Origin of the sequence: Pseudokineococcus lusitanus, from assembly GCF_003751265.1 — a bacterium.
In the GTDB taxonomy this organism is placed as follows: Bacteria; Actinomycetota; Actinomycetes; order Actinomycetales; family Quadrisphaeraceae; genus Pseudokineococcus; species Pseudokineococcus lusitanus.
In genome coordinates this window covers 548,297-561,761 of the sequence record NZ_RJKN01000001.1, presented here as the reverse complement: position 1 = coordinate 561,761, position 13,465 = coordinate 548,297, and the positions used below count along the sequence as shown (strand labels likewise).

Genomic DNA, 13,465 nt, shown 5'->3' with positions numbered 1-13,465 from the left:
GTCTCAGCCCCCCAGCGCCGCGAGGGCGGACAGGACGGTCTCGGCGGTGGGGTCGTGCACCTCGCCGGCCAGGCGGCCGTCGGCGAGGAGGACGACGCGCTCCGCGTAGGACGCGGCGACGGGGTCGTGGGTGACCATGACGACCGTCTGGCCCGTCTCGCGGACGGCGCTGCGGAGCAGCGACAGGACCTCCGCGCCGGTCCGCGAGTCGAGGTTGCCGGTGGGCTCGTCGGCGAAGACGACGTCGGGGCGCGGCAGCAGCGCCCGGGCCACGGCGACGCGCTGCTGCTGGCCGCCGGACATCTCCGAGGGCCGGTGGTGCAGGCGCTGCCCGAGCCCGAGGCGGGAGACGACCTCCTCGAACCACGCCGGGTCCGGCCGGCGGCCCGCGAGCGCCAGGGGCAGGACGGCGTTCTCCTGCGCGGTGAGGACCGGGACGAGGTTGAAGGACTGGAAGACGAACCCGATGCGGTCGCGCCGCAGCCGGGTCAGCTGCTTCTCGCGCAGCCCGGTGATCTCGGTGGCACCGACCCAGGCCCGGCCGCCCGTCGCGGTGTCGAGACCGGCGAGGCAGTGCAGCAGCGTGGACTTGCCCGAGCCGGAGGGGCCCATGACGGCCGTGAAGGTGCCACGGCCGATGCAGACGTCCACCCCGTCCAGCGCGGTCACGGCGGCGTCGCCACGGCCGTGCACCTTGGTGAGCCCCTCGGCGCGGACGGCCGCGGTCGTGGCCTCGCCGGCGCGCGGGCCGGGGCCGAGGTCGGGGGTCGGGACGGACGGGGCGGGGTGCACGGTGCCTCCTGGCGACGGCGGTCGGACGGCCCCGAGGGGCTGTGCCGGTTGACGTCTCGACGCTAGGTCGGCGGCGTGGGCCTCCGCGTCGTCCGCCGGTCTGCTTCCCGCGGGCCGCGGGGCGGGGCGGTATCCACCGTGACGACGACGCCGGCGGCCGGACGGCGACGGGGCGTCAGACCGTGGTCTGACGCCCCGCCGTGGTCGGTGCGCGGGAGCCCTCGGTCCCGCGGTCCCGGTGTCAGTCGCCGGCGTCGCGGAGGAGGTCCTCCGGGAGGACGAGCCCGCACCGGTAGGCGAGGACGACGGCCTGGACGCGGTCGCGCGAGCCGGTCTTGGCGAGCACGCGGCCGACGTGGGTCTTCACCGTCGCCTCGGAGACGACGAGCCGCTGCATGAGGTCCGCGTTGCTCGCCCCGCGCGCCATGAGCTCGAGGACCTCGCGCTCGCGGGGGGTGAGGGTCGCGAGGGCCGCCACGTCCGCGGGCAGGGGGGACGGCGCCGCGGGCCCGCCGGGGGGCGGCGCATCCGGCGCGGCGCCCGCCAGCATCGGCCCGACGTGCTGCAGCAGCGCGCGGGTCGCGCGGGCGGCGATGACGGCGTCCCCGGCGTGCACCGTGCGGACGGCCCGCAGGAGCTCCTCCGGCTCGGAGTCCTTGAGCAGGAAGCCGCTGGCGCCGGCGCTGATGGCGCTGACGACGTACTCGTCGAGGTCGAAGGTCGTGAGCACCACCACCTTCGGGGCCCCGGGGCGGCTCGTGAGCCGGCGGGTGGCCTCGAGCCCGTCCATGCGCGGCATGCGGACGTCCATGAGGACGACGTCGGCCTGCACCTCCTCGAGCAGCGCGACCGCCGCCTCGCCGTCGCCCGCCTGGCCGACGACCTCGAGGTCCGGCTGGCTGCCGACCACCATGGCGAAGCCCGTGCGGACGAGGGGCTGGTCGTCGACGAGGACGACGCGCACGGGGGCGCTCCCGTCGCCGGTCACCGGGTCGCCCCCGCGCGGCGGTCGGAGGGGGACGGCGGGGCGGGCGGACGGCGGTCGGCCGCCGGCGCCTCGTCGGGCACCCGGGCCACCACCCGCCAGCCGCCGCGGGGGACCGGGCCCGCCTCGACGGCGCCGCCCGCGAGGGCGGCCCGCTCGCGCATCCCGACGAGCCCCTGGCCCCCGGCGGGCGCGGGGGTGGCGCCGGCGCCGCGGCCGTCGTCGACGACCTCGACCTCGACGGCCCCCGCCCGCCACCGCAGGTGCACCACGGCGCTCGCCCGGGGGCCGCCGTGCTTCATGACGTTCGTGAGGGCCTCCTGGACGATGCGGTACACGGCGAGGCCGGGCGACGGGGGCAGCGGCCGCCGGTCGCCCTCCTCGTGGAGCGTGACGTCGAGCCCGCTGCGGCGCACGTCCTCGACCAGCTGGTCGACGTCACCCGCGCCCGGCTGCGGCGTGCGGCGCGCGCTGTCGTCCTGCCGCAGCACGCCGAGCAGGCCCCTCATGTCCGCGAGGGCCTGCCGGCCCGTCCCGGCGATGGTCTCGAGCGCCCGGACCGCGGCCGCCGGGTCCGCCCGCGCGGCGTAGCGCCCCCCGTCGGCCTGCGCGACGACGACGGAGAGGGAGTGCGCGACGACGTCGTGCATCTCCCGCGCGATGCGGGCGCGCTCGGCCGCCGCGGCGATGACGGCCTGCTGGTCCCGCTCCGCCTCGAGCAGCCGGGCCCGCTCGGTGAGCGCGGCCTCGTGCGAGACCCGCACGCGCGACAGGACGCCGACCGACCAGGCGGCCACGACGAGCAGGCCCATGGCCGCGGCGAAGGCGGCCGAGACGAACGGGTCCCGGCTCAGCAGCAGGAGGAAGCGGGCGGAGGCCGCCACGGCGGCCACGAGGCCCACCACGAGGACGAGCCGTCCGTCGCGCCGCGAGCCGTAGGCGGTGACGGCGTGCACCGTGACGAGGACGGCGACGAGACCGGGGTTGAAGAGGTCGCCGACGGCGAGCACGAGGAGGCCGGCGGCCGCCACGAGGGCGAAGGTGAGGCGGGGGGCGACGCGGCGCCACGCGAGGGGGAGGACGAGCAGCGCGACCTGGACCGTGAGCGGGAGCGAGCCGGTCCCGAGGGCACCGCTGCTGAGGAGCACGAGGACACCCGTCCCGGCCACCGCGGCGGCGGCGTCCAGGAGGAACCGGTGGGACCGCGCCCAGCCCGCCGCCCGCTCGACGGGGCCAGGGGGGTCGACGGCGGGCGGCCGCGCGCCGGCGGTCGGCGGGCGGCCCGGTGCCGGCGGCCCCGTCGTCGTCCTCGTCAGGTCGTGCTGGGTCACGACGTCGACTGTAGGAGCGGCGTCGCCCCTGGTCGTCAGCCCGAGGTCGGACCCTGCTCCGTCGACGGGCCGGGCGGTGCCCGCTCTGGCAGGATCCGAGCGGCCCTCGGCCCCCTCGCGGGGCCGCCCGCCGCCGCCGCGGGAGCCGACCGCCGCGCCCCCGTGCACTCCCCCCGGACGGAGCACCATGCCCGACGCCCCCGACACCTCCACCGCTGCCGCCGCCCCCTCGGAGCGGCTGCAGGAGCTGGCCCGTCGGTACGGCGTCGCCGTCGAGTACCACGACTGGCAGGGACGGCACGTGCACGTGCCCGCCAGCACCGTCGTCGCCGTCCTCGCCGCCCTCGACGTGGACGCCGACGGCGACGACGCCGTCGAGGCCGCCCTCGTGGCCGTGGACGAGGCGCCCTGGCGCCGCACCCTCCCGCCGGTCGTCGTCCTGCGCGACGGCCGCGTCGGCGAGGTCGAGGTCCACGTGCCCCACGGGGAGACGGTGCGCTGCGAGCTCGTCCGCGAGGACGGGCGCACGGTGCCGCTGGCCCAGCTGGACCGCTGGACCGAGCCCCGCACCGTCGACGGCGCGCTCGTCGGCCGGGCCGTCCTCGCGGTGCCGGCGGACACCCCGCTCGGGTGGCACGAGCTGCGCGCGTGGGTGGGCGACCACGCCGGCGACGACGCCCCCACCGCGACGGCGCCGCTGGCGGTCACGCCCTCGCGGCTCGAGCTGCCCGAGGGGGTGCGCGACGGGCAGCACTGGGGCCTCATGGCGCAGCTGTACTCGGTGCGCTCGCGCCGCTCGTGGGGCCTCGGCGACACCGCCGACCTCGCCGAGCTCGCCTCCTGGAGCGGCGGTCTCGGCGCCGACTTCGTCCTCGTCAACCCGCTGCACGCGGCCGAGCCGGTCGCGCCGATGGAGCCCTCGCCGTACCTGCCGACGACCCGGCGCTTCGTCAACCCCGTCTACATCAGGGTCGAGGACGTCCGCGAGACGGCGTACCTGCCCTCGACCGACCGCGCGGTCCTCGAGTGGGCGGCCGAGGAGCTGCGCGCGGCCTCCGCCTCCGGTGCGCTCGTGGACCGCGACGCCGTGTGGGCCGCCAAGCGGTCCGCGCTGCGGACGGTCTTCGAGGCCGGGCGCAGCGACGCCCGCGAGGCCGCCTTCGCCGCCTTCCGGGCGCGCGAGGGGCAGGGGCTCGCGGACTTCGCGACGTGGTGCGCGCTCGCCGACCGGTACGGCCTGCCGTCCTCGCGGTGGCCGGACGCCGCGCACGACCACGGCAGCGCGGAGCAGCGCCGCCTCGTCGGGGAGGTCGCCGACGGCGCCCGCTTCCACGAGTGGCTGCAGTGGGTCGTCGACGAGCAGCTGGAGGCCGCGCAGCGCACGGCGACCCGCGCCGGCATGGCGCTCGGCGTCGTCCACGACCTCGCCGTCGGCGTGCACCCGGTCGGTGCCGACACGTGGACGCTGGGCGCGGCCCTGGCCCGCGGCATCACGGTGGGCGCCCCGCCGGACGCCTTCAACCAGCAGGGCCAGGACTGGAGCCAGCCGCCGTGGCGGCCGGACCGCCTCGCGGAGCTGGGCTACGCGCCGTACCGCGACATGGTCCGCACCGTCCTGCGGCACGCGGGCGGCGTGCGCGTCGACCACGTCATGGGTCTGTTCCGCCTGTGGTGGGTCCCGGCCGGCCTCGGCCCGGACGCCGGCACGTACGTGCGCTACGACCACGAGGCGATGGTCGGCGTCCTCGCCCTGGAGGCGCACCGCGCGGGCGCCGTCGTCGTCGGCGAGGACCTCGGGGTCGTCGAGCCGTGGGTGCGCGACCACCTGCGCGAGCGCGGCGTGCTCGGCACGTCCGTCCTGTGGTTCGAGCGCACGCAGGACGGCGCGCCGCTGCCCCCCGAGCGCTGGCGCGAGCTGTGCATGGCGACCGTGACGACGCACGACCTCCCGCCGACCGCGGGCTACCTCGCCGGCGAGCACATCGACCTCCGCGACCGCCTCGGCCTGCTGACCCGCCCGGTCGAGGAGGAGCGCCGCGTCGACGAGGCCGACCGAGCGTCCGTCGTCGCCCAGCTCGCCGAGCGCGGCCTGGTCCCGGACGACCCGACCGAGCGCCAGCTCGTCGAGGGCCTCCACCGCCTCCTCCGGGCGTCCCCGAGCCGCCTCCTCGGCGTCTCCCTCCCCGACGCCGTCGGCGAGCGCCGCACCCAGAACCAGCCGGGCACCCACGAGCAGTACCCCAACTGGCGCGTGCCCCTCGGCGACGGCGCGGGCGACCCGGTCCTCCTCGAGGACCTGCCCCGCCACCCCCGGGTCCGCTCGCTCCTCGACGCGCTGCTGACGGACCACCCGATCCGCTGAGCCGGACGGGCCGTGACGTCGTCGACGCCCGGTCCCGGTGGGGGGCGCCTCTCCGGCGTCCGGGGCCGGCACCGCCCGGGCGTCCGACGACGTCCGGGCGAGCGCCACCGGTCGTGGACCTGGGCTGCGCCGGTGCCCCGGGAGCCTCGAGGTGCGGGCGTCAGCCCCTGACGTACGGGGTGGTCATGCCCGAGGCGTGGCGCTCCCTCCCGGCCTCGGGCGCCGTCGGCGCCCTCGTGCGGTGGCGGCCGGCGAGGTGGTCCTCGAGCCGGCGCAGGGCGAGGTAGACGCCCAGGGTGATCGCCGCGGGGGCCACGACGAGGCCGACGAGGTCGACGAGGACGAAGGCCCACGACGGCAGCGGGCCGGCCGAGACCCACAGCAGCTCGGACGCCGCGGTCGCCGCGGCGCCGACGGCGATGAGGACGGGGGCGGCCGACCGGCGACTGCGGCGCGGCGCGTCCGGCCGGGCGAGCTGTTGCCGCTGCGAGGCACCCGCCCGGGACGTGAGGTGGTCCTCGAGGCGGCGCGCCAGCCGGTAGGCGCACCCGAGTGCGAGCACCGCCCCTGTGGTGCTGATGCCCCACCGGGCGGCCAGGGCCCACGTCCGGAAGCCGTCGGTGTCGTGAGCCGCGGGCAGGGCCAGGAGGTACTGCGCGGAGAACCACATCGCCAGACCGGCGCTGATGGGCAGGGCGAGGCGTCGTCGGGGGGTCGCGCGTCCCGCGGCCGTGGTGGGCATGGTGGCGGTGTCGCCGTCGCGTCGGCCGGCTGTCACCGATCGTGCGCGGGCGGGTGACCGGCGCGCGGAGGGCGTGCCGGTCGGCGTCGACGGTGGTGGTGACGCGAGGAGCCTCTGCACGGGCGGCGGGATCGATCCCGCCGCCCGTGCAGAGGCTCTCGTCGTGGGGCGGAGCCGGGTCAGGCCCGCGAGCGCCGGTCGAGCTCCTGCGCGCGCTGGGCCCGGAGCACGCCGTCCCGGTTCTCGGCGGTGAGGCGCCGCAGCCCCGACGGCGCGTCGGGGTGGGCGTCCAGCCAGGCGGTCGTCCGCGCGACGACGTCGGCGCCGTCGCCCTGGTCGGGGAACAGGCCCAGGACGACCTGCTGGGCCGTCTCGTTCGTCCGCTCGGCCCAGACCCGCTCGACCGCGTCGAAGTAGCGGTCGACGAAGGGGGCGAGGAGGGCGACGTCGCGGACGCGGGTGAAGCCGTCGATGGCAGCGCCCTGGAGGACGACGGGGGTGTCGCCGCGGTCGACGACCGACGCCCACACCTCCTCCTTGACGGCCGGCTCCGGCCGGGCGGCGAGGGCGGTGACGGCGAGGCGGCGGCCGCGGGCGGTGTCGTCGCGGTCGGCCATGGCACGGACCTCGTCCTCGCCGGCGTCGCCGGCGGCGACGAGGGCGGTGAGCAGCTCCCAGCCGAGGTCGACGTCGACCGCGAGGCCGGGGAGCGGGGCCCGGCCGTCGAGGACGCCGCGGAGGGCGGACAGCTGGTCGGGCGTCGCGGCGTGGGCGGCCGAGGCGCGCAGCAGCTGGAGCTGGAGGTCGCTGCCGGGGGGCGCCGAGCGGGTGAGCTCGAGGAGGCGGCCGGCGACCTCGGCCCGGACGGCCTCGCGGTGCTCCTGGGCGACGTACTGGCGCAGCGCGCTGCCCAGCTGGCGGAGGAGGACGAGGACGACGGAGGAGGAGGCCTGCTCGGCGGTGACGCCGCGCAGGACGAGCTCGACGAAGTCCGCGACGGGCGTCTCGGCGTCCCGGGTCATGTCCCACACCGCGCCCCAGACGAGGGCGCGGGCGAGGCCGTCCTCCACGAGGGGGAGGTCGGCGACGGCGGTCGCGAGCGACGTCGGGTCGAGCCGCACCTTCGCGTAGGCGAGGTCGTCGTCGTTGAGCAGCAGCAGGTCCGGGCGGGGGACGCCGACGAGGTCGGGCACCTCGGTGCGCTCGCCGTCGACGTCGAGCTCGACGCGGTGGGTGCGCCGCAGGCGGTCGTCGACGCGTTCGTAGCAGCCGACGGCGAGGCGGTGCGGGCGCAGGACCGGGTGCTCGGCGGGGGCCTCCTGGAGGACGGCGAGGGAGGCGATGCGGCCCTCGTCGTCGACGGTGATCTCCGGGCGCAGCGTGGTGACGCCGGCCTGCTCCAGCCAGACCCGCGACCACGAGCGGAGGTCGCGGCCGGAGGTGGCCTCCAGCTCGACGAGGAGGTCGGCGAGCTGGGTGCTGCCGTACGCGTGGCGGCGGAAGTAGCGGCGGACGCCCTCGTCGAAGTGCTCGCGGCCGACCCAGGAGACCAGCTGGGTGAGGACGCTGGCGCCCTTGGCGTAGGTGATCCCATCGAAGTTGACCTCGACGTCCTCGAGGTCGCGGATGTCGGCGACGACGGGGTGCGTCGACGGCAGCTGGTCCTGCCGGTAGGCCCACGACTTCTCCATGATCGAGAACGTCGTCCAGGCGTCGGACCAGCGGGTGGCCTCGGCCGTCGCCTGGGTGGAGGCGTACTCGGCGAAGGACTCGTTGAGCCAGAGGTCGTCCCACCAGCGCATCGTCACGAGGTCGCCGAACCACATGTGGGCCAGCTCGTGGAGGATCGTCACGGCGCGCCGCTCGACCATCGCCTCGGGGACGCGGCTGCGGAAGACGTAGTCCTCGAGGAAGGTCACCGCGCCGGCGTTCTCCATCGCGCCCGCGTTGAACTCCGGCACGAAGAGCTGGTCGTACTTGGCGAAGGGGTACGGCAGGTCGAAGAGGCGCTCGTAATGCGCGAACCCGCGCCGGGTGACGTCGAGGACCTCCTCCGCGTCGAGGTGCTCGGCCAGCGAGGCGCGGCAGAGGACCCCGAGGGGGACGGTGCGCCCGTCGCTGCTCGTCAGCTCGCCGTCGACCCGGTGGTACGGCCCGGCGACGACCGCCGTGACGTACGGGGCGAGGCGCGGCGTCGGCTCGAAGGACCACGTGGCGCGGCCGGGCCCGGCCGTCGTCGGCTCGGGCGTCGGCTGCACGGAGACCACGGTCCAGTGGTCCGGCGCCGTCACGGTGAAGCGGAAGGTCGCCTTGAGGTCGGGCTGCTCGAAGACGGCGAAGACGCGGCGGGCGTCGGCCACCTCGAACTGGCTGTAGAGGTAGACCTCGTCGTCCACCGGGTCGACGAAGCGGTGGAGGCCCTCGCCCGTCGTCATGTACGCGCCGTCGGCGACGACCCGGACGACGTTCTCCTCCGCGAGCCCGTCGAGGGCCACGCGGGCGCCGTCGGCGACGGCGGACGGGTCGCGGCGCTCGCCGTTGACCTCGACCTCGGTGACCGAGGGGGCGACGAGGTCGAGCCAGGTCGAGGCGCCCTCGGCCGCGCGGAAGCGGACGACCGTCGTCGTGGTGAAGACGTCGGCGCCCCGCGTGAGGTCGAGCGTCACGTCGTAGGAGTCGACGGCCACGAGCTCGGCGCGCTGCCGCGCCTCGTCCCTCGTGAGGTTGGTGCCGGGCACGGTGGTCCCCCCTCGGCCCGCCGGGCGGGCCTCGCGCTGCTCTCGGCCCGGGCCGCTGTGCTGCAGGCCGGGTGCTGCGGCCCCCCGTCGGGCGGGCCCCGCGGAATGCTGCCACGCGCCCCGGCGCTGGTCGCGGCATGACGACGACGAGCACCGACGCCCCGGCCACCCCCGCCCGCGAGACGGCCGAGTTCTGGTTCGACCCCATCTGCCCGTGGGCGTGGATGACCTCCCGCTGGATGATGGAGGTGCAGCAGGTGCGGCCCGTCGACGTCGACTGGCACGTCATGAGCCTCGCCGTCCTCAACGAGGGGCGTGACCTGCCCGAGGAGTACCGCGCGATGATGGACAAGGCGTGGCTGCCGGTCCGCGTCGTGACGGCGGCGAAGGAGCAGCACGGCGCCGAGCACGTGAAGCCGCTGTACGACGCCATCGGCACCCGCATCCACCTCGGGGGCCGCAAGGACTGGCGCGAGGTCGTCGTCGAGGCGCTCGCCGAGGTGGGCCTGCCCGCAGAGCTCGTCGAGGCGGGGGACGCGGACGCCCACGACGCCGCGCTGCGCGCCAGCCACGCCGAGGGCATCGACCGGGTCGGCCAGGACGTCGGCACGCCCGTCGTCGCAGCAGCCGGGGTCGCCTTCTTCGGCCCCGTGGTCACGCCGGCGCCCAAGGGCGAGGCGGCCGGGAAGCTGTGGGACGGCGTGCTCGCCGTCGCCTCGACGCCGGGCTTCTACGAGCTCAAGCGCACGCGCGACGCCTCGCCCGACTTCTCCTGACGCCCCTCGCGGCGCGGGGCCGGTGACGGCCGCGGGGCCCGGCGAAAAGCGCTCGGGCCCCGTCGGACCTCCGGTCTAGCGTGGGGCGACCGGCGTTCGAGCCGGCGCCGTCGGCGCCGCCCCCGGTCGCCGAGGGACGAGGGGCAGCCGTGTGCACCGGTGCGAGCAGGACGTCCGCGGGCCCGGCGCGCGCGGCCCCGCTGGACCTGCGGCGGCTGGCGGCCGCCGGCTCGTGGGCGGCGCTGGGCGCCGCCGTCGTCGCCGCCGTCGCCGAGACGGTGGGGGCCGTCGTCGCCGGCCGGCTGGCCGAGGGCCCCACGGCGGCCCTCGTCGTCGCGCTGACCGCCCTGCTCGTCGGGGCGGGCCTCCTCGAGACGGCCGGCCGGACCCTCTTCTCCGGGGTCGTCGGCCGGGCCGAGGGCCGCCTGCGCGGCGACCTCGTGGACCGGGTGCTGGGCCAGCCCGTGCCCGTCCTGGAGGAGCAGGGCGTCGGAGAGCTGTTCGACCGCGTCGACGACGACGCCTGGCAGCTCTCCACCCTCCTGCGGACCGTCGGCTGGGGGACGCTCCGCGCGGCCCTGCGCAGCGTCGCCGCCTGGGTCGCCGCGGCGGTCATCTGGTGGCCCGCCCTCGTCGTCTTCCCGCTCGTCGCCCTGCTCGCGTGGCTGGCCGTGCGCCGTCGGGCGCCCGAGGTGGCACGGCTGAAGGTCCTCGAGGAGGTCGCCTGGTCCGAGCACTCCTCGCACCTCGAGGAGTCCGTCGCCGGCCGCGACGACGTCCGGACCTCGCTCGGCCAGCCCCACGTGCTCCGCCAGTACGCGGTGCGCTCCGCCGACCTCCTGCGCCGGGTCCGCGCGACCGCGGCCGCGGCGTCCGGGCTCGCCGGCCGGGCGGGCCTCGTCCTGCACCTCATGCTCGCGGGCGTCGCCGTCGTCGGCGTGGCGCTCGTGCCGGGCGGGACGCTCGGCGTCGGGCAGCTCCTCTCCCTGTGGCTGCTCGTCTCCTCCTTCGTCGGCCAGCTGGCCCAGGTCAGCAACAACCTCCCCGAGATCCAGGAGGGGCTGGGCGCCCTCACCCGCATCCGTCAGCTGCTCTCCTCGCCGCAGGAGCCGGTCGGCGGCGCCGCGGTCCCCGCCGGGCCGCTGGCGGTCGAGCTGCGGGGGCTGTCCGTCGGGTACGAGGGCGGCTTCGCGCTGCAGGGCGTCGACCTCGTCGTCGGCGCGGGGACGACGTGCGCGCTCGTGGGGCGCAGCGGCTCGGGCAAGTCGACGCTCGCCAAGGCGCTCTCGCGCGCCGTCGAGCCGGCGCCGGGCTCCGTGCTCGTCGGCGGGACCGACGTCGTCGCCGCCGACGTCGAGCAGCTCCGGCGGGCGGTGGGCGTCGTCACCCAGCGCACCGAGCTCCTCGCCGCGAGCCTCGCCGACAACATCACGCTCCTGGCCGACGTCCCCGACGGGGCCGTGGAGCGGGCCGTCCGCGAGCTGGGGCTCGACGACTGGGTCGCCGGGCTGCCCGACGGGCTGGCCACCCGGCTCGGCGTCGGCGGCGTCACCCTGTCCGCCGGCGAGGAGCAGCTCGTCGCCGTGGCGCGGCTGCTCGTCCGCGACGTCGGACTCGTCGTCCTCGACGAGGCGACGGCGCGGATGGACCCGCAGACGGAGGCCCGCGTGACGCGGGCGACCGACCGGCTGCTGGCCGGGCGCACCGGCGTCGTCATCGCCCACCGCCTCTCGACCACCCGGCGGTGCGACGCCGTCGCCGTCCTCGACGGCGGCCGGCTCGTCCAGCACGGCCCCCGTGCGGCGGTGGCCGCGGCGCCCGGCCCCTTCCGCGAGCTCCTGCGTGCCGCGGGCGAGCCCACCGGCACCGGGCCGTCCGCCGGCGACGCCGCGGCCGCCCCCACGGGTCCGGTCGGCGCCCCCGTCGCGGCGGCCGTCCCCGCGCAGTCCCGCCGGCCCGTCGACGAGCCGGTCGGCGGGGCCCGGCCGCCCGTGCGGAGGGTCGAGCGCCGCGAGCCGCGCGCGGCCGCCCCGGCGCCGCGGACCTCCCTGCCGCGCAGCGTCCTGCGGGCCGTCGGCACGCACCGCCGCTGGCTCGCCGTCGGCGCGCTCGGCTTCCTCGGCGTCTCGCTCCTCGGCTCCTCGGGCGCCGTCTCCGGCTGGCTGTGGGGCGGCGTCGTCGCCGGGCTCGAGCGCGGCGAGCAGCCGTGGTGGCTCGTGGCCGGCCTCGTCGTCAGCGTCGTCGCGTCGCCGGTGTGCCTGCTCGTGGCCTTCCGCGTCTACCCGCTGTGGTGGGTGGGGACGACGCTGCGGCTGCGCCTCGCGGTGCTCCGGGGGCAGACGATGCAGCGGCGCCTGCTGCGCACGAGCCCCGGCGAGGTGACCGCCCGGGCGCTCGACAGCGACCGGCTGATGATCTACGTCGACCGGTGGGTGGACGTGCTCATGGGCGTGCTCGTCGTCGGCGCCACGGCGCTGGCGGCCGAGCGCAGCCTCCTCGCCGGCGGGGTGGTCGCGGCCGTCCTCCTCGGCTCCGCGCTCGTGTCCGCCCTCGGCGCGCCCGTCATGGGCCGCACCGCCCGGCTGGCGGGGGACCAGCGCACCGTCTTCGGCGCCGCCCTCGTCTCGGCGCTCGAGGCGGTGCGGACCGTCAAGCTCGCCGCGGCCGTCCCGTCGGTGCGGCGGCACCTCGCGTCGGTCGACGACGTGCGGGTCGCGGCCTCGGTGCGCGAGAACCGGACCAAGGCCCTCCTCGAGGGCGTGCCCGTCGTCCTCGTCCAGCTCGGCGTGGCCGCGGGCTGGGCGCTGTACCTCGCCGGCGCGTGGGACCTGCGGACGGCCGTGCTCGTCACGACGGCGGTCACCGGCTCCGCGTGGTTCGGGACCGTCGCGGGCGCCGTCGTCACGGAGATGCCCGTCGCGCGGCGCTGGCTCGGCGCCGCCGCCCTCCTCGCCGGGCGCGGCGACCTCCTGGCCGTGCCGCCGGGCGTCGACCTCGTCGAGGGCACGGCGCCGGCCCCGCGGCCGGTGCCGCGCACCCCGCTGCGCCGGCTCCGGCTCGAGGGCGTCACGGCGGTCCACGACGACGGCACCGTGGGTGTCCGGGACGTCGACCTCGAGGTGGGGGCCGGCGAGCTCGTGCTGCTCCTCGGGCGCGTCGGCTCGGGCAAGTCGAGCCTGCTGGCCGCGCTCGCGGGCCTCGTGGACCACGAGGGCCGCGTGCTCTGGAACGACGTCGACGTCGACGACCCGCAGACCTTCCTGCGGCCGGGCCAGGTGGCCTGGGTCGCCCAGGTGCCCCGGGTCCTCTCGGGCACGTTCGCCGACAACGTCGTGCTCGACCACGCCCGGCACCCCGACGACGCACTGGCCGACGCCCGGACGTCCGTGGACGTCGAGCGCGCCGGCGGCCACGGCGCCCTCGTGGGGCACCGCGGCGTCCGGCTGTCGGGCGGGCAGGTCCAGCGCCTGGCGCTGGCGCGGGCCCTCGCCACGCAGGCCGAGCTGCTCGTCGCCGACGACGTCTCGTCGGCGCTCGACGCGCGGACCGAGGTGGAGCTCTGGGAGGCGCTGCGCGGCCGCGGCACGACGGTCATCGGCTCGACGTCCAAGCGCTCGGCGCTCGAGCGGGCCGACCGGGTCGTCGTCCTCGAGGACGGGCACGTGGCCGCCACCGGCCGGTGGCGGGAGCTGGCGGGGGACTGGGGCCACCTGGCCGGCTGACCGCGGGACGGCGGTCG

General features: G+C 77.6%; 8 protein-coding genes. 3 read left to right on the top strand and 5 right to left on the bottom strand.

The window, feature by feature from the left end:
- Positions 1-3 precede the first annotated feature (3 nt).
- The 3 genes from EDC03_RS02490 to EDC03_RS02480 all read right to left on the bottom strand — a co-directional run bounded on the left by EDC03_RS02490 (position 4) and on the right by EDC03_RS02480 (position 3,108).
- A complete protein-coding gene (locus tag EDC03_RS02490; protein ID WP_123378564.1) occupies positions 4-792 on the bottom strand; it encodes an ABC transporter ATP-binding protein in 789 nt (262 codons plus the stop codon).
- A gap of 241 nt (positions 793-1,033) precedes the next feature.
- Positions 1,034-1,705: a response regulator gene (locus EDC03_RS02485; protein WP_199719909.1), complete on the bottom strand. Its 672-nt coding sequence runs from the start codon at positions 1,703-1,705 to the stop codon at positions 1,034-1,036.
- 71 nt (positions 1,706-1,776) lie between these two features.
- Positions 1,777-3,108 (bottom strand): sensor histidine kinase, encoded by a 1,332-nt coding sequence (locus tag EDC03_RS02480; protein ID WP_241966986.1) that lies wholly within the window; start codon positions 3,106-3,108, stop codon positions 1,777-1,779.
- A 187-nt stretch (positions 3,109-3,295) separates the two neighbouring features.
- On the opposite strand from EDC03_RS02480, the gene malQ reads away from it, so the two are divergent.
- Entirely contained in the window at positions 3,296-5,470 is a 2,175-nt protein-coding gene (gene malQ / locus EDC03_RS02475; RefSeq protein ID WP_123378562.1) for a 4-alpha-glucanotransferase, read from the top strand.
- Positions 5,471-5,630: 160 nt separating this feature from the next.
- On the opposite strand, the gene EDC03_RS02470 is transcribed toward malQ, so the two are convergent.
- Both EDC03_RS02470 and pepN read right to left on the bottom strand, forming a co-directional pair.
- The gene (locus EDC03_RS02470) at positions 5,631-6,212 is read right to left on the bottom strand and encodes a hypothetical protein (RefSeq protein ID WP_148057990.1); all 582 of its coding nucleotides are present in this window, start codon (positions 6,210-6,212) and stop codon (positions 5,631-5,633) included.
- A gap of 179 nt (positions 6,213-6,391) precedes the next feature.
- The gene (gene pepN, locus EDC03_RS02465; protein ID WP_123378560.1) at positions 6,392-8,950 is read right to left on the bottom strand and encodes an aminopeptidase N; all 2,559 of its coding nucleotides are present in this window, start codon (positions 8,948-8,950) and stop codon (positions 6,392-6,394) included.
- A gap of 137 nt (positions 8,951-9,087) precedes the next feature.
- On the opposite strand from pepN, the gene EDC03_RS02460 reads away from it, so the two are divergent.
- On the top strand, positions 9,088-9,726 hold the full coding sequence (locus tag EDC03_RS02460) for a mycothiol-dependent nitroreductase Rv2466c family protein (RefSeq protein WP_123378559.1): 639 nt from the start codon (positions 9,088-9,090) through the stop codon (positions 9,724-9,726).
- A 149-nt stretch (positions 9,727-9,875) separates the two neighbouring features.
- A complete protein-coding gene (locus EDC03_RS02455) occupies positions 9,876-13,448 on the top strand; it encodes an ATP-binding cassette domain-containing protein (protein ID WP_241966985.1) in 3,573 nt (1,190 codons plus the stop codon).
- Positions 13,449-13,465: the final 17 nt, after the last annotated feature.

Coding starts and splice junctions, on each gene's coding strand:
- EDC03_RS02485 (WP_199719909.1), bottom strand. CDS start 1,705: ATGGTGGTCGGCAGCCAGCCGGACCTCGAGGTCGTCGGCCAGGCGGGC.
- malQ (WP_123378562.1), top strand. CDS start 3,296: ATGCCCGACGCCCCCGACACCTCCACCGCTGCCGCCGCCCCCTCGGAG.
- EDC03_RS02470 (WP_148057990.1), bottom strand. CDS start 6,212: ATGCCCACCACGGCCGCGGGACGCGCGACCCCCCGACGACGCCTCGCC.
- EDC03_RS02460 (WP_123378559.1), top strand. CDS start 9,088: ATGACGACGACGAGCACCGACGCCCCGGCCACCCCCGCCCGCGAGACG.